Source organism: Novipirellula artificiosorum, assembly GCF_007860135.1.
In the GTDB taxonomy this organism is placed as follows: Bacteria; Planctomycetota; Planctomycetia; order Pirellulales; family Pirellulaceae; genus Novipirellula_A; species Novipirellula_A artificiosorum.
Genome location: NZ_SJPV01000001.1, coordinates 625,031 through 651,882, shown reverse-complemented (window position 1 = coordinate 651,882; position 26,852 = coordinate 625,031). Strand labels below are relative to the sequence as shown.

Sequence of the window (26,852 nt, the reverse complement as noted above, 5' to 3'; positions counted from 1 at the left end):
ATTGCTTGCCGACGTTCGAGAAGTGAATTGCCCTGGTTAGGCCGATTCGACTAAGATTCTACGCGGTGAAACAAATGGGAACACTCGCACGGGGAACGCGTACATGCGGATTGTCATTCAACGAGTCTCACAGGCTCGGGTCGAAGTGCAGGGCAGGGTGGTCGGGAAAATCGACCAGGGCGTGATGGTGCTCGTCGGCGTCGGTCATGGCGATGGTGAGCCCGAAGCAAAGTGGTTGGCCGAGAAGACATCGCAATTGCGGATCTTTCCCGATGAACAGGGCAAGATGAATCGGGCGCTGACCGATACCGGTGGTTCGGTGTTGGCGATTAGCCAATTCACGCTGCTGGGTGATTGCCGGCGAGGTCGTCGTCCTGGGTTTACCGACGCGGCGGAACCCAAGGTCGCCAATGAAGTCTATCAATTCTACATGGCCTGTTTGCGAGACAGGGGGATTCGTGTGGAGCAAGGAATCTTTGCCGCTGACATGCAAGTCAGTTTGACCAATGATGGCCCCGTCACACTGGTCATCGATCGCTTGCCGCAGCAGCAGGAGGTCTGATCGTGATGGCGTTGAGGCTTCAGCGCCATACCGCACCCCTTTTCGTGGTCTTGGCCGAGTGGTGGATGTCAGTCTGTCGGCTGCGTTATCTCCGATGTAACCACTTGTCCCATGGCAATGGGTCAGGACGCGGTTCGGCGATGTAGGGTTGGTCCAAGCGGGCGCGTTGCCGAATTCGTTGTAGGATCCCCTGGTCCCCCCATGCCAGATAGATCAGTAGAAACAACTTGGCATAGACCGATAGGTTGGCCAGTGGCTTGTTGCCAACAAACTTGAGCGCTGTTCCGAAAGACTTTTTCAATCGAAAGCGACCCCGTTTGAAATCAATGCTCCAAATCTCATCCATGCACAAATGCACGACAAAGCCTGTTACGACCGCCATGCTCTTGTAGACCCGGATCGCTTCGCTTGGGCACGGCATCACCAGATACGCCAGCAACCCAGCGCTCGCGGCAGCCGGAATACTGTGCCACATGCCGCGATGGACCGTGTAGCGTTTGAAGAACTCGACAAGAATGAATCGGATGCCGATGTAGATCAGCATGGCCGCAAGCGCCATGGCTTCGTGGGACAGTTCCAAGTCGCGAAATCGGTCGATCATCAACATCGGAACGATTGCCGCGCAAAACATGCTTGTCTCGCGGAGAGGGATGCCCGAGTCACTATCCAAGTCGGGCAGCATCCCGCTGACGCTGCAAAGCCCCCCTGCCAACAAACTGCTCTCGAGTGGCATCCCTTGGCTCGTCACGCCCCAATAGCCGTAAGCGATGCCTACCATCGTGCTGCCGGTGATGTGTGATTTGAAATCAGCCACTTGAATTGGGTATTGAAAGCAAAGGGCAGGGGAGTGCAATCGAAAGACGGTGCGTCAGTCTATTGATACGGAATTCTACGGAGCCATCGCCACATCGATTGATCTTCGCTTGTCCCAAGGCTTTCGCTACACTGCCAACCGCAAACCGGGTGTACACGCACTCGGGGCATTCGGATGGCGGAGACTGGATCGACTTGCTGCCTTTTTTGCTAGCAAACCGCCCTCTCCTGTTTCTCTTTTTTGCATGGAAGCGCTCAAGTGGAAATTTACGACATCGTGATGTTGGTGGTGCTCGTCGGCGCGATGCTGTTCGGTGCTGTCAAAGGGTTTGCTTGGCAATTGGCCTCGATTGCCTCCATCGTGGTTAGCTATCTGGTCGCGTATCACTTTCGCGAGCCGTTCAGCGAATCGATTCAGGCCGAGCCGCCGTGGAACCGTTTCTTGGCGATGCTGATTCTGTTTATCGGTACGTCGTTGGTGGTTTGGGTGGCGTTTCGGATGGTCAGCGGATCGATCGATCGATTGAAGCTGAAAGAGTTCGATCGTCAGGTCGGGGCTTTGTTTGGTCTGGCCAAAGGATCGCTGTATTGCATCTTGATTACGCTCTTTGCCGTAACGTTGATGGGTCCATCGGCGCGCGAGAGAATCGTCGAAAGCAAAAGTGGTAACTACATCGCCGGCGTGCTCACACGTAGCGAATCGGTGATCCCGCCAGAGATCCAGCAAGTCGTCCAGCCGTACTTGGATCGATTTGAAGAGAAATTCAACGCGACGGAAGCCGGCGGCGACCAAGGCGTGATCGAGCGAATCAGCAGTCAGATCGCCCAAGAACAAGTCGGCGATTTTTTACCCGAATCGTTCTGGAGCGAACCGGCAACGGGTGCTCTGCAAGATCAATCGCAACCTCGCCAAGCCCAGCAACCCTGGGGCGGTACGTACCAGCGGTAAGCTTGGCGAGAGCAGGAGTTCCTTGCTACAGCCTGTGATGGGAGAGTCACAACAGGCGAAATGCGCCCTGCACGGAGAAAACCGTATCCTTAATACAACATAAGGGGCATTATCGGACGTTGCGGGGCGGTCGAAAAGTGCCGTGTCCTGCCGCTCCGATCAAGCTTCGTTCGTGACCGGCGATGGCGTCATGGAGCTGGAAGGGTCTTCCAGGAAGACGCCGATGCGGCGGAACTTTTCGTAGCGTTCGTTGACCAATTGTTCGATCGATCGCGTCTCTAAATCCGACAGCGTTCGTGACAGATAGCTCTTCAATCGTGAGGCCATTTGGTGGTGATCACGGTGGGCGCCGCCGAGCGGTTCTTCGATCACATCATCGACCACGCCGAACCGAGACAAGTCGCTGCTGGTGAACCGTAGCGCGGCGGCCGCTTTGGGAGCATGCTCGTGACTTTTCCACAAAATGCCCGCACAGCCTTCTGGGCTAATCACGCTGTAGTAAGCGTGCTGAAGCATCGCGACGCGATCGCCGAGCCCAATGCCAAGCGCACCGCCAGAACCGCCTTCACCAATCACAATGCAAATAATCGGTGTTTTCAGACGGCTCATCATGAACATGCTTTCGGCGATCACTTGAGCCTGACCACGTTCTTCGGCGCCGATCCCGGGATAGGCGCCGGGCGTGTCGATAAAGCAAATCAGTGGCAACTGGTACTTTTCTGCGAGCCGCATTTTGGTCATGGCTTTGCGGTAGCCCTCCGGGTGAGCACAGCCGAAGTGGCAGGCGGCCCGTTCTTTGAACGTTCGACCTTTTTGATGACCCAGCACCATGACTTTGAAGCGATCGAGTTTGGCGAAACCCGACAGCATGGCCCGGTCGTCGCCAAAGTGCTTGTCGCCGTAGAGTTCGACAAATTCGTCGAACGCTAGGTTCAAGTAGTCGCGAGTGTACGGTCGATTTTTGTGGCGCGACACTTGCACGGTCTGCCATGCATCGAGTGAGCCGTAAACTTGACGAAGCGTATCGATCAATTGCAGCCGCAGTGACCGAATCTCTTTGTCGATTTCGTCACTTCGCTCGGTTTGTCGCTCAAACGTCGCAATCTGGCTTTCAAGCTCGGCAATTTCGTTCTCGAATTCGAGTCCTGGTCCTGCGCTCATGCTTTGTCGTCTTCCTTTTTCTGGGCTTGCTCGTCATCGGTTTTTGCTGGCTTGGTAACGTCATCCGTCTGGACTTCCAAGCTCGGCCCTTTGCGAAGCATGTCTTCGGCGCCACGGATGCCTGGCATGCTGTCGAAGACACTCACCTCAGGAATGCGCGGCCGCTTCTTGAATAGCTCGATCGTGCGAAACTTTTTCAAGAACTCCCACATCGACGACGGGCGACTATCGGGTTTCTTCGCCATCATATGACGAATCAAGTCGGCGAAGTCTTTGCTCACGTTATCGTTGTAGACGATCGGGCTGGGGATCGATGCGGTCAAGTGCTTGTTCAGCAAATCGTTCGGCGTGTCTCCTGTGAAAGGTGGCTTGCCCGTGCATGCTTCAAACAACACGCACCCAAAGCTGTATACGTCCGAACGCTCGTCGCATAATTTCGAACGAATCTGTTCGGGCGACATGTAGCTGCGTGTCCCCTTCGCCATCTTGGAACTGCTATGGAACAGTTTGCTGAGCCCTGTCTTCTTTTTCTCGGCAATCGTGAAGTCGATCAGTTTGGTCTCCCCATCACGGCTCACCAAAAAGTTGTCGGGCTTGATATCCAGGTGCAGCCAGTTCTTGGTGTGCATGAAATACAGACCTTCGGCTGCCTGCGAGACGACCTTGTCGAGAATGTACGCCAAGGAATCGGGGCCTCGGCGAAGTGCTTGTTTCATGTTCAGTTCGCTGAACAATTCCATCGCGATAAAGGGTGTTCCCGCTTCCACTCGATAATCATAGACCTTGATGATTCGTGGACTGTGCAGATCGGAAGCGACCGCGTATTCATGTTTCAGCAAAGCGATTTCCGAGCGGTTGTCGCGAGCCGACGGTTTGAGCAACTTCAGCGCGTATCGCTGTTGGTCATTTTCGTCGATCGCTTCCCAGACATCACATGTGCTGCCGGCACGAATCAGGCGGGCCAACCGGTACGGGCCAAGAAAGTCGCGAGTTTTTGTCATCAGTCAATCAGTCAGAGGTCAAGACGAAAAGGGAGCCGGACGTTGCGCTTGCCAGGTCCAGGCCCCTATCATAGTTGAATTTTGCCCGATCCTGAAAGGTCGGACAGTTTGACATACAGATCGCGGATTTGCTGCGTCATCGTTTGATGCCGGAACCGCTCGGTATAACGGCTCTGCCCGGTCCTCCCCATCCGTTGCCGCAGCGACGAATCGGAGGCCAATTTCGAGAGTGCGTCCGCCAATTGGCCAAGGTTCCCCGCTGGAACCAGGTAACCCGTCTCGTCCGAGACCACCACTTCGCGGGCCCCGTCGATGTCATAACTGACGACCGGCCGACCAGCGATCAAGGCTTGTGGTAATGCTCGAGCTAAGCCCTCGCGGTAGGAGGTGTGTACCAATGCGTCCATCGCCCCGATCATCGCCGGAACCTCACTGGGTGGCACGAGGCCCGAAAATCGAAAATGCTCTCCAAGTCCAAGTGACTCCATTCGGGCTGTCAACGTCTCACGCAGAATTCCATCACCCACCAACAGGAATCGAACCTCGGGAACCCGCCGCACCACGTCGACGGCAGCCGAGATCAAATCGTCGTGCCCCTTCAAGTGAAAGAGCCTCGCAATCTTTCCGATCACAACATGGTTGTCATTCCAACCGAACCGATTCCGAATGCGCTGGCGGTGCTGTTCCGCGTTCAAGAACGGTTCGACATCCATGCCGCTGTAGATCGTCGTGAATTTCTCTCGCGGCGCCACTCCGGCGTTGACCATTAAATCGGTCATGGCATCGGCAACGCTGATCAGATGATGGCAGCGTTTTGCGGCCCAGCGCTCGCAGTTTCGATAAATGCTTCGCGTGATCGCGGATTGATAGGGATGGAATGGCGCCCCGTGCACGCTGTGGACCACCACGGGAACGTCTTCGCCCCATGCAACCGCTCGGCCTAAGATGCCGCCTTTGGCACTGTGGGTGTGAACCACATCGGGGCCAAATTCGCGGATCGTTTGCCGTAACTCGGATCGTGCTTTGATGTCATGGATCGGGTTGATCGCACGAAGAAGGTGATCGAGTTTGGCAATTCGAAGGTCCCCTGCCCTGCCCTCGCTCAGCAAGTCACCCTCGGGTCCGACCTCCGGTCCTGTGATGAGCAATACGTCATCACCATAGTCACGCATCAGGTCCAAGCAGTTCAGCAGTGTGTTTTCCTGTGCGCCACCAATGATCATTCGAGTGATAATATGGCAGATTCGCACTGGTCGTCGTCCCTGTTTCGCGTTGGTTTTTACTTTCTAGGCTGGACAGCGCCACTTCGTGGGCGATTTACCGTCGTTTGCCGAATCAATCTCAGGCTGAGCGCCTCGCCGCTCACAAATTGTCGCTGTCCAGCTCGTGGATTGTCCAGATTTAACGCTACAGCCCGAACCCTAGATTCAAAGAACGAAGTCATGCATCCGGCTGCTGCATTGTAGTGCAGCAGCGGAACGCTGAGGACCCGACCAGAGCTTACGAAAAAAGGCGATCCCGATCATGGAATCGCCTCTGCTTTCATCGATGGAATGACTCGGGAAACGGCGTCGCCGGATACCGACTAGGTCCCGAACTCAACGCGCCGGGGTGCCAGTTGTTGTTGCAAACGGTTGACAATCGACGTGTGCATTTGGCTGACTCGTGATTCCGACAAATCCAACGTCGCGCCGATCTCTTTCATCGTCAATTCTTCGTAGTAATAAAGAATGATGATCAAGCGTTCGTTTCGATTGAGTCCCTTGGTGACCAACCGCATCAAGTCGTTTTTTTGCACTCGGATCGTTGGATCCTCGCCCTTCTTGTCTTCAAGAATGTCGATCTCGCGGACATCTTTGTAGCTGTCCGTTTCGTACCACTTCTTGTTCAGCGACACGACGCCGACCGCGTTTGCATCGGTCTGCATCTTTTCGAGTTCGGCGAGTGAGATTTCCATCTTTTCGGAAAGCTCTTGGTTCGTCGGAGCTCGACCGTGCCTCGTTTCGAGTTCCTTTTTGGCGACGGCTAACTTACTTGCCTTGCTGCGGACGAGTCGGGGAACCCAGTCCATCGTACGCAGTTCGTCCAACATTGCACCGCGGATTCGCGGCACGCAATAGGTTTCGAATTTAACGCCACGTTCCATGTCGAAGGCGTCAATGGCGTCCATCAGACCGAAAATGCCGGCGCTGATCAGGTCGTCCAGTTCGACGCCATCCGGCAATCGCTGCCAGATCCGTTCGCCGTTGTAGCGAACCAACGGCATGTACCGCTCAACCAACCGATTGCGTAAGTCTTCGTAGTCCGGCGAGTCCTTGGTGATCTGCTTAAAATCTTTCCAGACTTGCAGGATTTCTTCGTCGGTTGTGACTGTGGCTGCCATCCAATCCTCCGTGACCAAAAAATGTATAGGGCTCACTTCATGCGAGTCCGCTTTGTGGACGATCGATGACACCCGAGCGAATCTGCACTGGCCTCATTCCATCGACACTTTATTAAATCCAGGACGGTTTGGCTTCGTTGGCATCCGTGCCGACAAAAGCCAAGACCGTCATGGAGACCACCTGAGGAACGTTTGTTGAACATCCATGTTCATGATTCCTCAGACGGCTTGTTCTCTAATCTGACCGATTCAGCAACCCCTTGGCGGTACCAATCGACTCGGCGTCGAAAGGAGACCTCCACTGCGTCGCGAACCAAGTAATCTGCGATCCATCCTGCGATCCAACCGATTGCGGTGAACACCAACAGTGCCATGATCGCCTCGCTGGCAACTTGATCGGCCAACTCGCCGAACAGGGCCCCTCGTACGACCACCAAAGCCATTGCAAGAGCACCAAGGCATAATGCGAAGCTTCGTGTCAATGTTCAAACAATCCTGTGAAAGCATAGGGAAAACGGAACTTGTTCTTTTCTTCTCATCCTGCTTTGATCGGTTAAAGCAGTGCAACACGCATTAAAAAAATGGATTCAAGGACCCTTTCGATCGCTGCGAGTTGCCTCTGTATCTGTATCGGACATCGGTTGGATGAACCTGAATTTTCTTTTTGACAATAATGGGATTCAACGTGTTTGTTTTGTTCGTATCAGGTAGCGGTGGCAAGATCATCGCTCTCCCCTGCCCTGCCCTTATGCCGCGTCCATTTGTTCTCGAGTCAAGGTGCCGGGCAATAATCTCTTCAGCAACGGCTCGGCCTCTGCCACTTGAATATCATCGGGGACTTGTTGGCCATGGGTCAAATAGCTCAGCGGGATCCCGGCAAAGTCGTCCGATGCGGTGATCGCTGACAACACCCCTGCGGTGCTGCTCGCCTCATCTAACTTGGTTAAGATGGCCGCGGTTGGATGCGCGGGGGCGAAACCTTTCAACACCGAACGAATGGTCGAGGCGCTGCTGGTGGCCGCCATGACTAAATGCGTCTCATCTGGCTGGGCCGTCCGAAGCAATTCGACAAGCTGGTCGATTCGAGCGTCACTCGATGGACTTCGTCCTGCCGTATCGACCAGGACCAAATCGACGTCTCCCAGTCGCTCGATTGCAGGCTGCATTTGGGAGGGCTTTTCGACGACCTCCATCGGCAAGTCCATGATCTCGGCGTAAGCCTCTAATTGTTGCACCGCTGCAATCCGAAAGGTGTCAATCGTCACCAAACCGACGCGTCGACGTTCTTGAATACGGAACCCAGCGGCTAACTTTGCGATCGTAGTGGTTTTGCCAACGCCCGTGGGACCGACCAGTGCGACAATATGTTTTGCGCCTGGCTGAGTGCGAATCGGACCTCCGATCCGCAGTTCACGCGTGATGGAACGTTGTAAATGCTCCATCCACGGTTCGCCAATGGAATCCCCCAAACCGGCCGTGAAGCTTTCGGTCGCCTGCAACCATCGATCCGCCGTTCGTGGTGCCACACCAAATTCCATCAGCTGATCGCGATAGGACTCGAGCGGTCCAGGTAAAGAGGCTTCGTTCTTCAAATAGACGCTACGGATTGGCAGCGCGGCGCAATCGGTCAGTTCGTCGGCGTCCTCATCAAAGGTTGGGCCAGGTTCTGCCGATTCGTCCCCATCGCGAAGTCCAGCGGTCACTTCGACATAGGTACGGCCTAGCCAGCCCATCCATCCATCGCGGACTTGCCGCGTGTGCAGCACTGAAGCGTCCGCGCCCATTTGATGGCGGATGGTCTCTAAAGCGTCTTGAAGACTGGCTGCTCGGAAAGTGCGAATATGCATGATTTCAAGTCACGTCGCGGTGGAAATGGACTTCGTCAAAGGGAACCGGCGAAAGCAGGAACTCCATCACTTACTGGTCACTGATCACTCCATACGACTCAATGTTGGTGTCCTGTGTAATCTCGTTGTATGACAACACTCTTAATCGGGGCATCGAAGCCGATGTGATCTGACGCAGCCCCGGACGAATCCTTGGACTGACTAAAACCACGGGCGGATACCCCGCTGTGATTAACTTCTTAACGCCTTCTTGAATCTTCTCGCAAGTGAGGTCTACCGCTTGCGGGCTCATTCTGACAAAAAGACCTCGTTCGTTTTGTTCGATTCCGGCCGCGATTCGGTCTTCCATCGCCGGATCAAGAGCAAGCACATGCAATCGATTGTGTTCGTCTCGATATCGTGTGCTGATCGTTCGTGCCAAGCGATGGCGGACGTATTCGCAAAGCCAAATGGGGTCCTTCGTGCGCGGAGCAAAATCCCCCAGCGTCTCAAGAATGATGCTCAATTGCCGAATCGGCACATCCTCACGCAGCAACATTTGCAGCACCTGCTGCACTTCGCTGACCTTCATGGCACCGGGAATCAATTCATCCACGACGGTGGGCGATACTTCTTTCAATTCATCAATCAGGTGTTTGGTTGCATCGCGTGACAGTAGTTCGTCAGCATGCCGCCGCGCGATCTCCTGTAGATGGGTGGCTAGCACCGCCCCCGGTTCGACCGTCGTGTAACCATAAATCGCCGCTTGTTCTCGTCGCATCGAGTCGATCCAGACCGCCGGTTCGTTGAACGTCGGGTCATGGGTCGGTTCTCCTTCAATCACTCCCGTCGTTTGGCCGCTATCGATCGCCAACAACTTGTCAGGGCGAGCGGTGGCACGGGCAACGGTATTTCCAGCGATGCGGATTTCGTATTCGTGTTGATCCAAACTCATTTCGTCCCGAACGCGAACCTTCGGCAACACAATACCAATGTCCGACGCGATCGAATGACGAACGCCAGTGATACGCTGCATCAAATCGCCACCGCGCGACGGATCTGCGAGACTCAGCAGCCCCAACCCGATCGTCATTTCCATCGGGTCCACCGTCAAAAAGTCTTCCACTCGCTTCTGCGGCGGCGCCGCTGCGGCGGCCTTCTCGGCCGTTTCGCGAGTGTCCTTCGCGGCGCTGTCCTTGTTCTGTTGCCGGTTCATCACAACGGCCAAACCAATGCAGCTTGCACCCAGGGTAAACATTGGAATGGTCGGCAAATTGGTGACGATCAAGAGCAGCAAGAAGCATCCGGCAACCGCCAAGGCCTTTGTGTTGCCAAAAAGCTGCTGCAGGAACTCGACCGGTAGATTTGTTTTTTGAGTGCTTCGCGTTACCAGCAAGCCAGCGGCAAGCGAGATCAAGAGTGCGGGGACTTGGCTGACCAAGCCGTCGCCGATGGTGAGCTTCGTGAACAACGCTCCCGCTTCGCTGAGGGTCATTCCCGCTTGAACCACCCCGATGTACAGGCCACCAATGACGTTGACAATCGTGATCACAATGCCCGCAATGGCATCGCCACGAACAAATTTGCTGGCACCATCCATCGCCCCGTAAAAATCTGCCTGCGAGCTGACTTCTTCACGACGTTTCTGAGCCTCTTTTTCGTCAATCATGCCCGCGTTCAAGTCGGCATCGATCGCCATTTGACGCCCCGGCATTCCATCCAATGCGAATCGAGCAGCGACTTCACTGATTCGCGTTGCACCTTTGGTGATCACAATGAACTGGATCAAGACAATGATGACAAAGATAATGATGCCGACTTCGATCCGGTCGCCCGCGACGAAATCGCCGAAGCTTTTGATCACCCCACCCGCCGCATTCATCCCCAGCGAATCCGCACCGGTCAGAATCAATCGCGTCGTGGCGATATTCAAAACCAATCGGGCTAACGTTGTCGCCAACAACAGCGAGGGAAATACGCTGAATTCTTGAGGTGTGCTGACATAAACCGTCGTCAACAAAATGATCACGCCGACCGTGATGTTCATCGCCAAAAACAGATCCATCAGGATTGCTGGCAATGGAATCAGGATCACCACCAAACAACCGATAATACCGATTGGCAGGACAAGATCGCGATAACGAAGTAGCAATGACTGCACAAAAAGACCTTCTCAGACGACAAAAAGCGACGCTTTCGCTTCACCGGCCGAGAGTACTGAAATCAGGACAGCCGAGTCCAGAGAAGATGTGAGGTCAGCGCGGGTTTGCTATCAAAGGGACAACGCAGCGTTCGATCGAATTGGCGATCTTGTCCTCGGTCGCAAACGGATCCTGCGTCCGCTGAGCGTAATCCATCAACCGCGTCCCCAACTGTTTGACAATGTCTTCGGTTCCCGGACGGCCATAGTAGTTGAGAAGTTCATCCGGATCTTCTTGAAGGTCGAACAGCCACGGGCGGTCCTTGGTGCTGACGATCAACTTGTACCGCCCATCGACCACAGCCAGCCAACTCGGCGAGGTGCCAGCATTTCGCAGAAAGGTTACTTCAGGCGGTAGGTTTATGGTTGATCGCGCGTTCTTTGCGATTCGCGAGGTCAAACTTCGACCTTCGAATGCCGCATCGGTGGAAATGCCAGCAAGTGTTAGGATGGTTGGCGTCAGATCGACGGTGCCGGCGGGACCTTCGTAAACCGTCTTCGCCGTGATCCGATCCGGATAGCGAATCAGCAGCGGCACACGGGCCGAACCTTCGTACGGGTTCCCTTTGTTCAGCCGATCATGTTCATAGCAAAGGTCCCCGTGATCGGACGTGAACACGATTAAGGTCGAATCCAATTGACCTTGTTGTTTGAGCGATTCCAGCAATCGCCCGAAGTTGTCGTCGATGCACTTGACCATCCCAAAGTACTTGCTCATCTGCTCACCACGAAAGACAGGATGGTTGGGGCCCCCACCGAGCCAGTTGGGTTTCGGTGAATCTTTTTGCTGGTAGGTTCGTGGTGGTAAGAAACGCAGGTGGTCGTACATCGAATCATAAGGGGCTCGCACGGTGTTGGGGCCGTGGGGATCCGGGTAGCTGACGACCAACAAGAACGGTTCGTCCGAAGGATGACGGATCGACTCGATCGCGCGATCGGTCAAATAGTCGGTCGTGAACGTTTTGTCGTCCGCCTCCTCAACGCCATAGTCGGGGGCCCCCTTGTTGTTGCGACTGCCGACCGAGGGGACTCCGTCGGTCAAAGCCAGTTTCTTCCAATGGCCACGATTGAACATGAATGCGGTGTTCTCGAAGCCACCATCGACATTCGGTGCCCACTCGGGTTTTCCCGGCCCACCGAGATGCCACTTGCCGATGTAGCTGGAACGGTACCCGTTACTCGATAGGATTTTGGCTAAGGTCGGAACCTCGGTCCGAAGTGGCATGTTGTTTTGTGGAGCGCCGGTATTGTGCGGGAAACGCCCGGTGAACATCGCCGCTCGACTGGGCGTGCAAACCGGTGCGGTGGCGTAGGCACGGGTAAACAGCACTCCCTCGTCAGCGATGCGATCGATGTTCGGCGTTTCGACGATACTTCCCGGCCCCCACATCTCGGCTTGGTCCGCGGACAGTTGCTCGCGATAGCACCCCAGCGTTCGGAAGTTATGTTCATCCGTAACGACCAGCAGCACGTTCGGTCGTTCAACCGCGGATGCAAGCGAAATCGTGGATAAGAAAAGGGTCAGTGTGTACAGCCCGAAACGCATGGCGATGCCTCTTTGCCGTGATCGTAGTAGCCAATGAACGGGGCACCGGTTTGAACGGCATGCCCAACGATGGGCACCATTCTACTCGATCGGCTCGCCGCCGTTGCGAGTGATCATCTTCTTGAGTTTCTCGGGATCAACCGGGCTCATCGAACGCACGCTGCCGTCGGCCATCAAGATTCGCAGCGGTTGGCGGTCGAAGGGTTCAGCAATCGGCTGCGTCAAGTCTTCGGGCTTGGTCCAGGGAACCGAGTTCTTGGTTTCGACGACAAGAATTGTGTGTGACAGGCCGTCAATGATGTCTTGGAATCGATGGCCGTACCCGATACCGAGTGCTCGTTGGAACGTCGCAAAGCCTTGATAGTTTGTCTCGCCCTTCGGTTGATTCGACCATCACACAGGAAAATGTTCAAACTGCACTCGTCCGACATCTGCTCGACCAGGTGCGCATGGAATTTGAATCGAGTACCTGGAAGGCGTTTTGGCTCATCACGATCGAGGACAAGTCCGCAGCGGAAGTCGCCGAGAGGACGGGATTGTCGCGCGCGAGCGTCTATCAAGCCAAGTCGCGGGTGCTGCGGCGATTACGGCAACGGATGGAAGAGGTTTCCTCGTTGGGCTTCACACTTTAGTGAGCGTCCCCCATCCAGAGAGTATTGTTATCGACAGAAGTCGTGCAGGTTTATCGCTGTTTCAACTGTCATGTGCGCCTGCTGCCCCCTCATCCCCGGCCCTTCTCCCCCGAAAATCGGGGGAGAAGGGAGCCAGAGTATCGGGCGAAGTGATCGCTGCAAGTTCACGCCAACTTGCCACGTAGGCGAGCCTTACTCCATCGTTTCCGATCTCTGGTAGTCCGCTACCGCATCGATAATGTCATCGAGGTTTTTGGTTGCGTGGTAACCAATCGCTTCGCGAATCCGGGTCAAATCAGGAACGCGTCGCCGGATGTCCTCGAACGATTCATCATAGGCATCGGCGTAACTTTGGAATGTGATTTCAGACTGCGATTGGACGCGGCTCATCACGCGATGAGCCAGTTCCAAAATCGAAACCGGTTCATCACTGCCGATGTTATAGACGCGGCCCGCCGTCTCGGGTTTTTCGATCAATTGGATCACCCCGCGGACGACATCGTCAACGTGAGCGAAACAACGGACTTGGTGTCCATCATCGTGGACGACCAACGGGTTGTTGTGGATTGCGGCTTCAACGAATCGGGGCAGCACCATACCGTAGGCTCCGCTTTGACGCGGCCCGACGACGTTGAAGAAGCGGCCGACCACTGCGGGCAATCCCTTTTCTTTATAGAACGCGAGCGCCAAGAATTCGTCGATCGCTTTGGAAACCCCGTAGCTCCAACGCGGCTTCGTGGTGGCCCCGAAAACCAGATCATCTTCCTCCGCGTAGATTTCTTTCGTGTTTTTTCCGTAGACTTCGCTGGTGCTGGCGATAAAGCACGGGATCCGCTCCCCCCGTTCGGCCCGCTGGCCAAGTCGATTCAAAATCAGCTGCGTCGGATAGATATTGCGCTCAATGGTCTGAATCGGCTGTTTGGCGATCAGCGCGACGCCGACGGCGGCAGCAAGGTGGTAGACGCGGTCGGCTTGGTCGACGACTTTGTGCACCAAGGCTTCGTCTTCGACGGTGTCTTCGATATACTCCAGCCGTGGGTTTTGCAGCACGTTTTGCAGATTTTCCTTTTGTCCGGTCGACAGATCATCGACGACCGTCACGCGGTGCCCCTGTTCGAGCAATTTTTCCGTCAAGTGCGACCCAATAAAGCCGGCACCGCCCGTGACAAGGCAATTCAGTGCATCCACCGTTGATCCATCTATTCAGAAAAGGAATTTGTCGTCAGATTGATGGTCCCGGTTTCAACCGTCAACACGGGTGACCAGCGTTCCCTACGGACGGACCGAGCATTCGGTTGACCTGTTTGGTCAGGAAAAGTCTGTGAATTAACGACTTTTTTAGCAATACGGTGTGTTTACGCATCGTAACGACCGCATGCGTGAAACTATCGTCCCTCTGGCCAGGTCGCTAGAATTGGTCGTTTACGAGTCGCCGTTTTGCAGGGTTAAATGTTTACAAGGTTCAATCATTCATAAGGTTCCATCGTATTTCAGAAAGGGGGTGACGCTTTGCTTTTGGCCACACATCCGAGGCCCCGCCCCCCTTTGAGATCACGTTCTATCGTCACACCGAATTGATTCGCACTGCTTTACGGGGGTTTTGCTCGTGTTTCAATCACAGGTCGTCTACAGCCTGTTCACCTCGACTCTGTTTTTCCAGCGTTCCACCTCATCGCGCGGGGCGGATCTTGGACGACTTCCCGTTTTCGTAGGGTACCTCGTTGCGCTGCTGGGGTTTTCGATTTGCTGTCCCTATGGGTACACGGCGGATAAGTCGAGTGACGAGGCGATTGCAGCCTATGCGGATGCGGCCAATTTTCAGACCAACGGGGCCATCGATTTGGCGATCGACGGTTGGAACGGTTTTCTGAACAAGCACGCGGAGGATCCGATGGCGTCCAAGGCTGCTCATTACCTTGGCGTCTGCTACATGCAGAAGGATGCTCCCGACTACGTGGCAGCGGCGAGATCCTTTTTTCGAGCGTTGAAGGATTCGGACTACGAGCTACGTGAAGAGAGTCTTGCGAATCTGGGGTGGTGCCTCTATTCGGCGGCGGGTGACGCTCCCGACCGCGATCGGGATCGACTGCGACAAACGATCGAGACTTATCAGTTGCTTCGCAAGGAGTTTCCGGAAAGTCCCTTTTTGGATCGCGCCTTGTTCTACTCGGGCGAAGCCGCTTACGGACTCGGTGATGCGAAGAAGTCCATTCAGCTTTACGATCAACTTTTGGCGCTTCCCAACGCCAAAGAGTCTCCGCTGCGATGTGATGCCTTGTACGCTCGCGGTGTTGCCTATGAAGAACTCGATCAGTTTGACAATGCGGTCGCATCTTATCGCCAATTGCTGAGCAACTGCGAGAAAGATGACTTGGTGACCGATGTTCACCTTCGCCTCGGCGACACCTGGATCTTGAAACAGCAGTACGATAAGGCGATTGCAGCGTTTGACGAAGCGATGAAGTCGACCCAAGACGCAGACGATTTGTCCTATGCGATTTTTCGGCAAGCGTATGCGTTGGTGCAAGCCGACCGCCCAGCGGAGGCTGCGAAGAAGTACGAGCAGCTGCTTCGCGAATACCCCGATTCGCCCAATGCAGCCAATGCGACGTTGGCGTCAGCGCAAAGCACGTATCGTAGTGGCGATCTTGATGCAGCGGCCAAACGATTTGAGCGTGTGTTGGAGCAAAAGAATCCGGAAGCTTCCACCGAAGCCGCTCATTGGCTTGCTCGAATCCACTTGTCAAAGAACGATGCCGCCAGTGCGAGAAAGGTTGCCGAAGAACAAATCGCTCGAACTGCGACGGGGAGGTTCGCTGTGGAATTGAAACTGGATTTTGCCGAAGCGTTGTCGATGGACCCAAGCACCCTGTCTCAGTCGCTTGAAGCGTTCGAATCGGCTTATCGGGAATCGCCGGATGCCGCGGTCGCACCGCGGGCGCTATACAACGCTGCCTTCTCGGCATTGCAATTAAACGATCCTCCGCGTGCCAGGGACCTGGCTCAAGAGTTCCTCGAGCGATTCCGCGAGGATACGCTTGTGCCCGATGTCCGTTTTGTGGCAGCGGAAAGTTTGTTGATGACCGGCAAGGCAGATGAAGCGGCGACAATGTATCAAACGCTCATGAAAGATCCGCAGGCCGGTGACGAGCTGCAACGTCCACTGTGGACGCTGCGGGCTGCTTTCGCTCTCAACCTTGCCGGACGTCCTCAGGAAACCATCGAACGACTGAGGAAAGACAGGGACACGCTTGCTCAGAAGTCTCAGCAAGCCGAAGCCCAATGGCTACTGGGTGAAGCTTACCTGATGGTCGATCAACCGGCGGAAGCGGCGAAGGCGTTTCGTGCGAGTTACGAGGTGGATCCGACTTGGCCCCGTGCGGAAGAGGCGTGGTTGATGGCGGGCCAAGCATCCCTGTTGGCAGAAGACGAGGCTGCGGCAGAGAAGACGTGGCAAGCGATTGTCGACAAGAACCCTGAGGGGCCAATGGCAGATCAAGCCCGTTACAAGCTAGCTCAATTGGCGACTCGCAATGGAGATCGTGAAGCGGCGGTTCAGCTGTATGACCGAATCGTGGCGTCGAATGCCGATCGTGGTTTGCTGCCCTACGCGCTGTACAGTCGGGCAAGATTGAAGATGGAACAATCGCAATATCAAACGGCAGCCGAATCGCTGGATGCATTGCTTCAAGACGAAGCATTTCCCGAGACTCGTTCGGAAGCCCTGTTGGCTCGTGGGATTTGCCGACGAAATCTGGGCCAACTTGAATCGGCGAGAGAGGATCTTAACGCATACCTACAGACCAAGCCGACGGGGAATCCTCTCGGCAATGTCCTGTATGAATTGGCCCTCGTTGACCAAAAAGAAAACAAGCCCGCGCAGGCGGCTGAGCGATTGGAGCGACTTGTATCGCAGGTTCCGGATTATCCATCGATTGATAAAGTGCTTTACGAATTGGGGTGGTCTTTTCGCGAATCAGGAAAGCAAATCGATGCAGTGAACACGTTTACCACGCTGATCGACCAATCGTCGGACACGACGCTTACCTGTGAAGCGGCCTATTTTGTGGGGCAACATCATTACGAGGCCAAGGATTGGAGCGAAGCTTCGAAATACTTTGCGTTGGCTGCCGATTCCGGTTCCGATGTCGAGTTGTCGGAAAAAGCGATGTATCGGTTAGGCTGGTCGCATTTCAAAGCGGGTGAACTGGAGCAAGCGGAGAAAGCCTTTCAGTTGCAAGCAAGCCGCCACCAGGAGGGTAGTTTGGCACTCGATGCGTTGATGATGGTTGGCGAATGTCGGTTCAATCGAGCGGATTACGAGCAGGCGCTTGTCGCTTACCAGTTTGCTCGCAAGCAGATTCGAGAAAACGACGATTCCGCCAAGACACTTTCGGACACTGCCGATCGTCAAGCAAGGGAATTGGTTCTGCTGCATGGTGGTCAGTCTGCCGCACAGTTGAAGAAGTGGGACGAAGCGATCGAGTGGTACGATGAATTGAGGACTCGGTTCCCGTCGACCGCGTATCTGGCGCAGGTCTTTTATGAGACGGGGTTTGCCTATCAACAAGCCGGAGACGACGAAAAGTCGCTGCAGATGTTCGCAGAAGTTGCGGACAATTATCGTAATGAAGTTGCTGCGCGAGCACGGTTCATGATGGGCGAAATCCATTTTGCGAATAAACGTCTTGATTTGGCTATCCCGGAATTTCAACGTGTCATGTTTGGCTTTGGAGCGGAAAAGGCGTCCGATTCGATCAAGAATTGGCAGGCAAAAAGTGGCTTCGAGGCTGGTCGCTGCAGTGAGTTGCTGATGCAACAGGCCCGGACCGCCGAAGCGAAGAACAAAGCACGAGAGTATGCAACCGGGTTCTTTCAATACGTTGCGACCAAACATCCACAGCACGAGCTTGCTGAAAAATCAAAATCTCGCCTCGAGACATTGGACCAGAAGTGAATTTGATGAATCCCAAGCCGCAATGGATCGACTGTACCGTACTCGGGATCGCCACCGCTTCGTTGGCGTTGTTTTTGCTCGGTGCCGGTGTTGCGGTTGGCCAAGATGGTGGGATCGTCCCGATCGAGGCGGCCGAGATTGCCACGGTGATGAACGACGATGACGTAAGCGAAGATGTCGGATCCGTTGCGGATGAAGCGATGCACATTGATTTGTTGTCGTTAATCAATCGCGGCGGTCGGTTCATGATTCCAATTGGGATCATGAGTTTATGGGTCGTGGCACTCGCAGCGGAACGGATGATTTCATTGAGATCAAAAAAGATCATCCCCGCGGACTTGGTCGAGGAGTTGGAGATGTTGGCGGAGAGGCCGGAGGGATTTAGCCCAAGCATCGCATTTCAAGCGTGTGCCGATGCTCCCTCGCCGGCTGCGACGGTCGTCCGTGGGATGCTACTGCGGACGGGACAACCGGTTGGCGAGATAGAAAATGCGGCGAACGAAACGATCCAACGAGAAGCGGACCAACATGCGGCGCCCATCCGATGGTTGCATTTGGCCGCCGCCGCAACGCCGTTGATGGGGCTGCTGGGCACCGTGTGGGGAATGATTGTTGCCTTTCATGAATCGACCACATTGACTCCGGATCGTAGCCGTAGCGAGCAGCTTTCCGAAGGCATCTACACGGCGCTGGTGACCACGTTAGCTGGATTGATCGTGGCAATTCCGGCCGCCATTTTGGCTCAATACCTCGAAAATCGACTGGCAAAGCTGTTTCATCGTGTCGAAGAATTGGCGTTCGACGTGGCACCGCATATGGCAGCGTTTGTTGGCCGCCGTCGATTGGATCCCGATGGGAATTTGCGGCCTTTTGATCGTGATCGTCGGGAGGGGAGCGGTGAAAAAAAATCGCCAACGCCGCCACCGGTCGGATCGAAGGCACGAGCCGGTAAAAGGTCTTAAACGGTATGGCTATTGAGATAAAACGATCCGCCGTTGCCGGAACGCTCAGTTTGACGCCGCTGATTGATGTCGTGTTTTTGCTGTTGATCTTTTTCTTGGTGACGAGCGAATTCGAAGAACAGGAACGGCGACTCGATATTGAGTTACCGATCGCAACGAGTGCGGTGCCGATGACCGGTAAGCCTCGCGAAGTGGTCGTCGACATTGATTCCGAAGGCAACACTTACCTTGGCGGGCAGTTGACTTCCTTCAGCGAATTGCAAAGTTTGTTGGAAAAGGCGGTTGCTGAAAACCCGACCAATCAAACGGTGGTCATTCGAGCCGACCAAGCGACCTCGTTCCAACCGGTGGTGAGCGTCATGGATATTTGCAATCAAACGGGTGTGAGTGACTACTCGGTGACCACAACCGAAGGTCCCGAAGAGTGAACCGACGAAGACCCCTCTCGCCGCGCGGCCGTCGCGCCGCATCGAGGCCACCGGAATCGAAGGCTCCGATGTGGCCGCTCGACGCTTGGCTGGCGGGATTGTCGTTGCTTGTGGTCTACCTGATTGTCACGCGGCTTCGTTTTGACGATCCTCGTTGGCTTTACAATGGATGGACTTACGCGGTTGCGGTTCCGCTGGTCGCCTTGTCCTTGTCGCTTGCCTTCCGCGGGTTGGCGTCTCGTTTTGTTCAAAAGTCGATCCAAGTCGGGTTTCTCTTCAGCGTCTTGATTCACCTGCTCCTATTGATCCTCGCGGTCAACGTGGTGGTCTTCAGCCGTTTTTTCCCCGAAGCGTTTACGGGCGTGAAACCCGAACGATCGCCGGTCCGTAAAACGGTGCCGGAGTATCTTTTTCAGACTCCTACCGAAACCGCCGCTGCACCGGATTGGTCCCAACCGGTTGATGCGGAAACCGCTTCGCGCGTGATCCCCGATGAGCTTCGTCAATTGCCGCCGCTGGAACATTCGGCGACCGCATTGGAAATGCCGCGGCCGGTGCAGCCTGATGACCGGCCGATGCAGAAGTTCTTGCGGAAGCGTCCCCTGCCTGAGCTTGCCGAACCGAAGCCGGCTGACTCGCCGGCCAAGCTTGCGCGGCGAGAATTGTCGAGCGAGAAACAAGCGGCACCGAAAGCAACGTTGCCAAAGGTTCCAGAACTGACGGTGCCGGATCCCGTGCAAGCGATGGCGGTGCCTCGCAACACCGCTGCAACGGCACGGAGTCCTTCGGCTTCACGCTCGACATTGCCTCAGCCTGCCGATGCGATTTCGCAGAACGAACCGCGCCAATCGACGTCGTCCTCCTCCGCAGCAACGGTTCGCCGCCGCAGCGATTTGATGCCGACGGTGGGCGATTTGGGTTTGACCCGGCAAAGCCGTGCACGGTTGCAGTTGCGATCGATCGAGCCGGCCGGAGCCAGTCCTGCGCCGCAAACCGTGGCGATTGCTTCGATCGATGAAGCCGCCAATCAAATGCTCTCGCCGGTGGATGTCTCAATCCGTCGCCAAGGCACGACGCAAGGAGCTCAATTGGCGGATGCCACCTTCCCCGATGGCATCGGAGTGCCATCGACCGAGCAGAATTCGGTCAACCGGGGCGAGCTACAGCGGCGAGATTTGTCGGCGCTGTCGGGCGTCCCCGATATCGTAGCGGCGCCGTCGCTTCAGCCACGTCCCTCAGCGGTGGCGACGAGAGATCGAGATGAATTCACTCCAGCGGGTGTGCCGACGCTTTCACGTGAGATCGCTTCTCAAGCGGCTGGTCAAGAGACTCCATCGCTTGAAACCGGTGCGTTGGATCGCATGAACGATCGAGCGGAACGTAGCGAGCGAGGTGAACGGAACCGTCAACAGCGACGCGCATCGGCCAGCAGCATTGCGTCGCTGATCGCCCCAGAGATCGCGTTAGGCCCCAGCCTCGACGTGATGTCCCCCGAATCGATCGCAGGACTTGCCAACCGCCCCGAGGCTTTTGCGGGCGTCATCCCGACATCCGATTTGCCCGATCTCGGCGCGCTCGAAATGACGCACCGACGTCGAGAACGACGCGACATCGGGGGACCGGTCACACCGGCGGGATCCAAGATTGCGGCGGTCGAGTCCTTCAGCCGACGGATCATGCGCACTCAAGGGGGAGCCGCTCCGACGCCGGCTGGGCTCGTCGGGCCCGCGACGGAGGAGGCCATTGAATTGGGCTTAGCCTACTTGGCCGAGACCCAGAACGAAGACGGCAGCTGGTCGCTCAGCGGACATGGTGAGGAAGTGTTCAAGCAAAGTGATGCTGCGGCGACTGGATTGGCGCTCCTGGCATTTCAAGGCGCGGGCTACACGCATCGGCAACACCAATATGCCGACACCGTCAGCCGGGCGTTACAGTTTCTGATCACAAACCAGAGGACGAATGGCGATTTATGCCTCAGCCGCGATGCCGCCAAGAATCAAGACGTTGCTTTCTATAGCCATGGGATCGCGGCGCTCGCTTTGTGCGAAGCCTATGGCATGACGCAAGATGAGGAACTGCAAGCGGCGGCTCAAATGTCACTGGACTACATCGGAAAAACACAAAACGTCCGCCTCGGTGGTTGGCGTTATGTCGCCCAGGTCGAGAGCGACACCAGTGTTTCGGGATGGATGATGATGGCGCTCAAAAGTGGCGAATTGTCAGGCTTGGAAGTGCCGCCCAAGTCATATGCAAGCATCGATCGGTGGCTCGACTTGGCTCAACAAAACGCAGTGCGACAAGACCGCTATCGTTACAATCCTTTTGCCGCCAACACCCCCGCGCAACGGCACGGTCGAGAGCCGACACCGACCATGACGGCCGTTGGTATTTTGATGCGAATGTATTCGGGTTGGCGTCGTGACAACCCATCGATGCAGTCGGCCGCTGATTACTTGCTAGAAAACCCACCTCAAATGGACGATGGATCGGGGCGAGTTGTCGCGACGCGTCTGTCGAAGCGAGACGCGTACTATTGGTATTATGCCACGCAGGTCATGTTCCACATGGGTGGTAAGTACTGGGAACGATGGAACCGCTATTTGAATCCACTTCTGCTCGAAAGCCAGATCAAACAGGGACCCCGAGCCGGCAGCTGGGATCCACGATTGCCGGTCGAAGATCGTTGGAGTCTCTACGGCGGCCGGCTCTATGTGACGACGATGAACTTGCTGAATCTCGAAGTCTATTACCGTCACTTGCCGATCTACGACGAAGTTGCGGAATGAGCCCGCTTAGCGTTCCAACGTCCGCCGCATCGATTCTCGCAGTGGCTCTTCGGCCATTTGGTAGACGAACGAGGCTTCATCGGTAGCCTGTAACTGCGAGAACTCGTACAACAAGTGTAGCCAATCTCGCTTGGAATCATCCTTGCAGCACCGACCCAGGGCCTCGACTTCTGAGGAATTCAACCGTTGCAGGCTCGACATCATCTTCGCCGCAGCCGACACAGGCGTCGCAGCTTGAAGCGTCTCAAAATCTCTTTGGAACGCGTCGAGGTTCATCACGTCGAGCGATCGTTTCGCAAAGACCTTTGCTGCATCTTGACTGACATAGGACAACAAGATCGCGGCCGATGCATAGCACAGCGGACCGTTGTTTTCGTCACGCAACAACCTCGCCAGCAGTTCTTGCGTGTGCTCGGTCGACCCCATCGCGATGAAACCGGTTTGCCGAGCCAATTGCATCGGCCAGGTTTCTTCTGCGAACAGATCGGGCGCATAGCGAACGATTCCTTGGCCCACCCATCGCAAAGCAATCTGTTTCCAATCCTTCGGCGGCTTTTCGTCATTGGGAATCACAAAACGTTTGGATCGGTTCTGCTGTTGCAGCGACACCACAAACGCATCGCCGATGCCCAGCACACCACCCTCGACCAATTTTCGAATCGCCGAAACCAACTCGGGATCGATCGGCGTGATCGGTTCTTCTTGATGTGCCGCAAGCGTTAGCGAAAAGTCGACAACCGGTTCGCTCAATAGGTAGCTAAGCGATGAACTCAACGGCCGCAACGAATCGAACGCATTCGGTTTCGTTGCGACCTGCTCCAACAGTGATTGTCGGGCCGCTTCAAAAGCTCCCGAAACAAATCGCGTTGCCCCCATCTCGGAGGTCCATTGGTCAATCCTTCCCGAATCGACATCGATTGCGAGCGTGACGGCTTCGTGTTGGGTAACAAGCTGGCCATCACGCATTTGAAAATCCGAGTCTTCCTTGAAAGCGAACGGCAACCAGTCCGAGGGGCTGTTTGAACAAACGAATTGCAGGGGGCTATCGCCAGCTTCCAACGGACCTCCGATCGAACCATTGAAGTTAAGACTCTGGTATTGGGTTGAATCGGATGCCGCACCGATACTGAGCCCGTACTTGATATACCCACCGGCGGCTGCGGGAGAGAAGCGAAGCATTTGGGGATGGCTCGAGTGGTTAAATAAGAGTTGCTCGGCGTCCACCAATAGAGACAACTTCTCGTGACTCGGCCCCTTCGCCTCGGCCAGCAAGCCTTGCGTTGACTGAATCAATCGAAACGAGTAGCCCTGAAGCGAAGAGACGATTTCCATGTCGTCACCGCGTGCGATCGCTTCGGCCACCCATTGGCCTGCTCTCAAAAACACCTTGGCATTCTCACTCAACGCTTGGTCCAATCCGGGCACCCCCGCGATTTCCTCGACACGGACGCTTAGGGTTGATCCCGAAGCCATCTCAAATCGGACATTCTGATTTTTGAAACGACCACTTTGCCAAAGTCGACGGGTGAACTCCTGCATGATCTCGCGGTTAACCGCATCGCCCGATTTGACGCCTAAGTACTTTGCTACGGAGGCAGGCGAATACTCATAAAGTCCATCGATATCGATTTCGGCGATGCGTGTCGGCTCACCCTCGTTGATGATGTCAACGATCATGCTTGCCGTTTCGGTATCGGGATCACATTGGATGCTTACCGTATTGAGTGAACCCGAAAAGCCGAGATCGGAGATCGCGGTCTGGCAGGCACGGCTGAGTGCCCGTTCCTTGTCAAGCTTGACCGGTTCACCGATCTTCCACACGGGGTCTTCCAAGTCGGCCTGCTTACCCTTTTCGTCAACCCAACGCGTTTGGGTTTCGCCGTTGACCACAACGAACGATGCGAACGTATCCTCATTGGGATAGGGCTCAGTCAATCGTTGTCGCAATTTGGAAACGTCCATCTGCTGCGCGCCTCGTATTAGGACACGACCACATCGATATTGCTTTCCTTCGTCGATTGCGACGTTCCATGTTTCGCCCGAGACGTCACGCTGGCAGCGAATCGCTACCTCCGCGAACCCCGACGTGCGATAGCCAGCCGTCAGCCGCTGCTCGATCACCGATGCCAAGGCGTCCGGATCACCCAGTGGATGGCAGGCGAGCAGGAACGATGAATCACGGTTGAGCGAATCCCGTAGTTCGGAAGCGGAAAACGACCGATTGCCGTCGAACGAAACGACGCTTGCTGGTGATTTCGATTCCGGCTGCCTCGTCGGCAAGTCGTCCGGTAGCCCCACCGCAGAGCGAACGAGCACCAGAGTGGTCACGACAATCCATCGATTCAAAGCACACATTTGCATCTCCCAAAGCAGCATGATTCCGCGTGAGTTTCACAGAAATCCAGATGGGGGCCAATAGCAAAGTGAAAGATCAATTGTGTTGTCGAGACCGCTTCGGACACCACGGCGGGTGCCGTCATTTCAGACGGCGTAGATCTGATACAGCATCAGATAAACCAACACACCGGTCACCGAGACGTACATCCAGACAGGATAGGCGTACTTCACCAGTCGTTTGTGAGCGACGATCCGTCCTTTCATCGCCAGATAGACGGCACGCAACGCCAAGAAGGGGACCGCCATCGCGAGGATCAGATGCGTACCGAGAATGGCAAAGTAGGTATAGCGGGCGGCATCGGTCGCCACCGCAGGGTCCGTCGGAAACCGCTTGTTCGGTTCACCGGTGGTTTCATACAGAGCAACTTTATGCAGCAAGTACAACGCCAAGAATAATGCACTGACCATCAGTGCCGAGAGCATCAGTTTCTTATGAACACGTGCCCTGCCCTGGCGTATTTTCACCAGTCCCATCGCCAGCAACACGATTGCGATCGCATTGAGCGACGCGGTCGCGTGAGGGAGGTTATCGGCTAGGAACTGCCAAGACACGCTAGGAATCCTCCTGCGAGCTAAACTCAATCATTTCGCGAATGGTCTGTTTCAGCTTTTCGAATTGCGGTTTCTCAGGCCAGCTGTAAAAGCCCTCAATTTCGCCCTTCGAATCCACCAACACGAATCGTTCCGAATGAAACTGCTTATCAACAGGTAAGCGATAGATTTCCGCACCGATGCGGCGGATGTAAGTCAAATCACCGGTCATGAACAGCCATTGCTTCTCGTCGGCCCCAAACCTTGCCGCATACTCACGAAGCTGTTCCGGCGTGTCCGTTTCCGGATCCACCGAAATCGCGACAAAGCGAACGCCCTGCCCTTCAAACTCGTCCTGCAACTCCTTCAACTTCTGGTTTTGCCGAATGCAAATGCTTGGACAGGTGCTGTAGAAGAAGCTGACGACGTAGGGCTGACCGAGGAGTTCTTCACTGCTCACCTTCTCGCCACTGCGCTCGATCAATTCGAACCGGCTCAACCATGCCTCATCTTCCGGTGGGTGACTCGGAATCGCATTGACGCTGTCCGAGTCGTCCTCGACAAAGTCGGTCGGCGAAACGCTATTGCTAAAAACCTCAATCGGCTCCGAAGACTCACCATGATCCGCAGCGCTCTTCATGGTTCGAATCCCAAGGCCGACCATGACCGCAGCCAGAAGGATCAAGACGATGTTGATGGTGGTTCGCATGATGATTTTTTTCGTGCTAAGGAATAGAAATCGAAATTGAGGTGTCCGATGGGGTCGCGAGAAATGGAAACCACATTGTAGTCAAGTTCACTAGACCAAAACATCCACGCTTCGACTACCTCGTACCAGCCGCCAGGCAAGGATGCTGATCACGATGGTCGCGAGCAGTGTCACGCTCCAGCACACCATGCTTGACGGCGCAAATCCGGCCGCCGAAAAATCGACTTCCGGGTAGATCAATCGTCGCATCTCAACCATGGCATAGCTGAGCGGATTGATTCGCATGATCCCGCCCAGAATCATCTGTCCGAAGCTCGAATCGCTCCAGGCAGGGATCGGAAAGAACGATCCGCTTAACAGCCACATCGGCATGAGCCCGAGCATCATGATCGCATGAAACCCTTGCGTCGAGTCCATCGGCCACGCCACGATCATGCCGAGCGAACACATGCCAGCCGCGACGATTGCCAATAAAAGCATCAGAGGCACAATCGTCCATCCCACCGTTGCCGCACCGAAGACGTAGACGAGCAAAAGAAAGAACAACGCTTGGACCCAAGCAATTGCACTCCCACCCAGAACTTTACCCGCGAGCACAGGCCAACGCCCCACGGGGGAAACCAGAACCGATTGCATGAAGCCTTCACGACGATCTTCGATCACCGAGATCGTCGCAAAAATGGCGGTGAACAACAGGATCAACCCCACGGTTCCCGGTAAAAAGAACTCGATAAAGCTTTGATCGCCCGCTCCGGTAAAGGAACCTCGTAGCCCGGTGCCAAACAGCAGCCAAAACAGCAAGGGTTGAACGATCGCTGCCGTCACGCGGTTTCGTTGACGAAAGAAACGAGTCCATTCTCGACGTGCGAGCATCCATGCGGCAGCAAAACCAGCTGACGCGGTCGTGGAACCAGGCGTCGGATCGCTTGTCGTGATCGTGCTCATTTTGGTTTGTTGGCGTCCCGCCTTGAGGCAGCTTGAATTGCAACGAATGGCCTAGCCTCGCGTT

22 protein-coding genes are annotated in these 26,852 nt (G+C 55.3%); 7 read left to right on the top strand and 15 right to left on the bottom strand.

The annotated features are described in order from the left end of the window. The first annotated feature begins 103 nt into the window (after positions 1–103). Complete coding sequence (gene dtd / locus Poly41_RS02215) at positions 104–562, top strand: D-aminoacyl-tRNA deacylase (protein WP_146524274.1); 459 nt, start codon at positions 104–106, stop codon at positions 560–562. 85 nt (positions 563–647) lie between these two features. Here the strand turns inward: dtd and Poly41_RS02210 are convergent, their stop codons facing one another. Further along, positions 648–1,376, bottom strand: coding sequence for a metal-dependent hydrolase (locus Poly41_RS02210; protein ID WP_146524273.1), 729 nt, complete (start codon positions 1,374–1,376; stop codon positions 648–650). Between the two features lie 258 nt (positions 1,377–1,634). Between Poly41_RS02210 and Poly41_RS02205 the strand changes: the two genes are divergently transcribed. Further along, the gene (locus Poly41_RS02205) at positions 1,635–2,324 is read left to right on the top strand and encodes a CvpA family protein (protein ID WP_146524272.1); all 690 of its coding nucleotides are present in this window, start codon (positions 1,635–1,637) and stop codon (positions 2,322–2,324) included. A 159-nt stretch (positions 2,325–2,483) separates the two neighbouring features. On the opposite strand, the gene Poly41_RS02200 is transcribed toward Poly41_RS02205, so the two are convergent. The 9 genes from Poly41_RS02200 to Poly41_RS34745 all read right to left on the bottom strand — a co-directional run bounded on the left by Poly41_RS02200 (position 2,484) and on the right by Poly41_RS34745 (position 12,666). Beyond that, complete coding sequence (locus Poly41_RS02200; protein WP_146524271.1) at positions 2,484–3,485, bottom strand: acetyl-CoA carboxylase carboxyltransferase subunit alpha; 1,002 nt, start codon at positions 3,483–3,485, stop codon at positions 2,484–2,486. Further along, a complete protein-coding gene (locus tag Poly41_RS02195) occupies positions 3,482–4,486 on the bottom strand; it encodes a serine/threonine-protein kinase (RefSeq protein ID WP_146524270.1) in 1,005 nt (334 codons plus the stop codon). Before Poly41_RS02195 ends, Poly41_RS02200 begins: the two co-directional genes overlap by 4 nt. A gap of 68 nt (positions 4,487–4,554) precedes the next feature. Next, positions 4,555–5,709: a glycosyltransferase family 4 protein gene (locus tag Poly41_RS02190; protein ID WP_197231004.1), complete on the bottom strand. Its 1,155-nt coding sequence runs from the start codon at positions 5,707–5,709 to the stop codon at positions 4,555–4,557. 362 nt (positions 5,710–6,071) lie between these two features. Beyond that, on the bottom strand, positions 6,072–6,869 hold the full coding sequence (locus Poly41_RS02185; RefSeq protein ID WP_146524268.1) for a FliA/WhiG family RNA polymerase sigma factor: 798 nt from the start codon (positions 6,867–6,869) through the stop codon (positions 6,072–6,074). A 209-nt stretch (positions 6,870–7,078) separates the two neighbouring features. Next, the gene (locus tag Poly41_RS02180) at positions 7,079–7,351 is read right to left on the bottom strand and encodes a hypothetical protein (RefSeq protein ID WP_231615341.1); all 273 of its coding nucleotides are present in this window, start codon (positions 7,349–7,351) and stop codon (positions 7,079–7,081) included. Positions 7,352–7,615: 264 nt separating this feature from the next. Then, on the bottom strand, positions 7,616–8,716 hold the full coding sequence (locus tag Poly41_RS02175) for a flagellar biosynthesis protein FlhF (protein WP_146524267.1): 1,101 nt from the start codon (positions 8,714–8,716) through the stop codon (positions 7,616–7,618). Between the two features lie 70 nt (positions 8,717–8,786). Continuing rightward, the gene (flhA, locus tag Poly41_RS02170; RefSeq protein ID WP_146524266.1) at positions 8,787–10,856 is read right to left on the bottom strand and encodes a flagellar biosynthesis protein FlhA; all 2,070 of its coding nucleotides are present in this window, start codon (positions 10,854–10,856) and stop codon (positions 8,787–8,789) included. A gap of 94 nt (positions 10,857–10,950) precedes the next feature. Next, on the bottom strand, positions 10,951–12,441 hold the full coding sequence (locus tag Poly41_RS02165; protein ID WP_146524265.1) for a sulfatase family protein: 1,491 nt from the start codon (positions 12,439–12,441) through the stop codon (positions 10,951–10,953). Between the two features lie 81 nt (positions 12,442–12,522). Continuing rightward, entirely contained in the window at positions 12,523–12,666 is a 144-nt protein-coding gene (locus Poly41_RS34745; RefSeq protein ID WP_231615340.1) for a hypothetical protein, read from the bottom strand. A 140-nt stretch (positions 12,667–12,806) separates the two neighbouring features. Here Poly41_RS34745 and Poly41_RS02155 point away from each other — a divergent pair, with 140 nt between their 5' ends. Then, complete coding sequence (locus Poly41_RS02155) at positions 12,807–13,073, top strand: RNA polymerase sigma factor (RefSeq protein ID WP_146524264.1); 267 nt, start codon at positions 12,807–12,809, stop codon at positions 13,071–13,073. Positions 13,074–13,265: 192 nt separating this feature from the next. Here Poly41_RS02155 and Poly41_RS02150 read toward each other — a convergent pair whose 3' ends face one another. Then, on the bottom strand, positions 13,266–14,261 hold the full coding sequence (locus tag Poly41_RS02150) for an NAD-dependent epimerase/dehydratase family protein (protein ID WP_231615339.1): 996 nt from the start codon (positions 14,259–14,261) through the stop codon (positions 13,266–13,268). Between the two features lie 418 nt (positions 14,262–14,679). On the opposite strand from Poly41_RS02150, the gene Poly41_RS02145 reads away from it, so the two are divergent. The 4 genes from Poly41_RS02145 to Poly41_RS02130 are packed head-to-tail and all read left to right on the top strand — an operon-like array spanning position 14,680 to position 22,206. Beyond that, the gene (locus tag Poly41_RS02145; protein ID WP_231615338.1) at positions 14,680–18,030 is read left to right on the top strand and encodes a tetratricopeptide repeat protein; all 3,351 of its coding nucleotides are present in this window, start codon (positions 14,680–14,682) and stop codon (positions 18,028–18,030) included. A gap of 5 nt (positions 18,031–18,035) precedes the next feature. Then, on the top strand, positions 18,036–18,992 hold the full coding sequence (locus Poly41_RS02140) for a MotA/TolQ/ExbB proton channel family protein (RefSeq protein WP_146524262.1): 957 nt from the start codon (positions 18,036–18,038) through the stop codon (positions 18,990–18,992). Positions 18,993–18,997: 5 nt separating this feature from the next. Further along, positions 18,998–19,420 carry an ExbD/TolR family protein gene (locus tag Poly41_RS02135; protein WP_146524261.1) on the top strand — a complete coding sequence of 141 codons (423 nt, stop codon included), beginning with the start codon at positions 18,998–19,000 and terminating at the stop codon, positions 19,418–19,420. After that, the gene (locus Poly41_RS02130; protein ID WP_231615337.1) at positions 19,417–22,206 is read left to right on the top strand and encodes a hypothetical protein; all 2,790 of its coding nucleotides are present in this window, start codon (positions 19,417–19,419) and stop codon (positions 22,204–22,206) included. The genes Poly41_RS02135 and Poly41_RS02130 overlap by 4 nt, the downstream gene beginning before the upstream one ends. A gap of 6 nt (positions 22,207–22,212) precedes the next feature. Here the strand turns inward: Poly41_RS02130 and Poly41_RS02125 are convergent, their stop codons facing one another. The 4 genes from Poly41_RS02125 to Poly41_RS02110 form a co-directional block, all read right to left on the bottom strand. After that, positions 22,213–24,561, bottom strand: coding sequence for a BamA/TamA family outer membrane protein (locus tag Poly41_RS02125; protein WP_146524260.1), 2,349 nt, complete (start codon positions 24,559–24,561; stop codon positions 22,213–22,215). 126 nt (positions 24,562–24,687) lie between these two features. Further along, positions 24,688–25,155, bottom strand: coding sequence for a DUF420 domain-containing protein (locus tag Poly41_RS02120; RefSeq protein WP_146524259.1), 468 nt, complete (start codon positions 25,153–25,155; stop codon positions 24,688–24,690). Between the two features lies 1 nt (position 25,156). Further along, the gene (locus Poly41_RS02115; protein ID WP_146524258.1) at positions 25,157–25,843 is read right to left on the bottom strand and encodes an SCO family protein; all 687 of its coding nucleotides are present in this window, start codon (positions 25,841–25,843) and stop codon (positions 25,157–25,159) included. A gap of 90 nt (positions 25,844–25,933) precedes the next feature. Next, entirely contained in the window at positions 25,934–26,788 is an 855-nt protein-coding gene (locus Poly41_RS02110) for an ABC transporter permease (protein WP_146524257.1), read from the bottom strand. Between the last annotated feature and the right edge of the window lie 64 nt (positions 26,789–26,852).

Excerpts from the sequence above, each read along its gene's own strand:
- dtd (WP_146524274.1), top strand. The coding sequence starts at position 104 with ATGCGGATTGTCATTCAACGAGTCTCACAGGCTCGGGTCGAAGTGCAG.
- Poly41_RS02140 (WP_146524262.1), top strand. The coding sequence starts at position 18,036 with ATGAATCCCAAGCCGCAATGGATCGACTGTACCGTACTCGGGATCGCC.
- Poly41_RS02175 (WP_146524267.1), bottom strand. The coding sequence starts at position 8,716 with ATGCATATTCGCACTTTCCGAGCAGCCAGTCTTCAAGACGCTTTAGAG.
- Poly41_RS02195 (WP_146524270.1), bottom strand. The coding sequence starts at position 4,486 with ATGACAAAAACTCGCGACTTTCTTGGCCCGTACCGGTTGGCCCGCCTG.
- Poly41_RS02110 (WP_146524257.1), bottom strand. The coding sequence starts at position 26,788 with ATGAGCACGATCACGACAAGCGATCCGACGCCTGGTTCCACGACCGCG.
- Poly41_RS02135 (WP_146524261.1), top strand. The coding sequence starts at position 18,998 with ATGGCTATTGAGATAAAACGATCCGCCGTTGCCGGAACGCTCAGTTTG.
- Poly41_RS02115 (WP_146524258.1), bottom strand. The coding sequence starts at position 25,843 with ATGCGAACCACCATCAACATCGTCTTGATCCTTCTGGCTGCGGTCATG.
- Poly41_RS02200 (WP_146524271.1), bottom strand. The coding sequence starts at position 3,485 with ATGAGCGCAGGACCAGGACTCGAATTCGAGAACGAAATTGCCGAGCTT.
- Poly41_RS02185 (WP_146524268.1), bottom strand. The coding sequence starts at position 6,869 with ATGGCAGCCACAGTCACAACCGACGAAGAAATCCTGCAAGTCTGGAAA.
- Poly41_RS02190 (WP_197231004.1), bottom strand. The coding sequence starts at position 5,709 with ATGATCATTGGTGGCGCACAGGAAAACACACTGCTGAACTGCTTGGAC.
- Poly41_RS02165 (WP_146524265.1), bottom strand. The coding sequence starts at position 12,441 with ATGCGTTTCGGGCTGTACACACTGACCCTTTTCTTATCCACGATTTCG.
- Poly41_RS02125 (WP_146524260.1), bottom strand. The coding sequence starts at position 24,561 with ATGTGTGCTTTGAATCGATGGATTGTCGTGACCACTCTGGTGCTCGTT.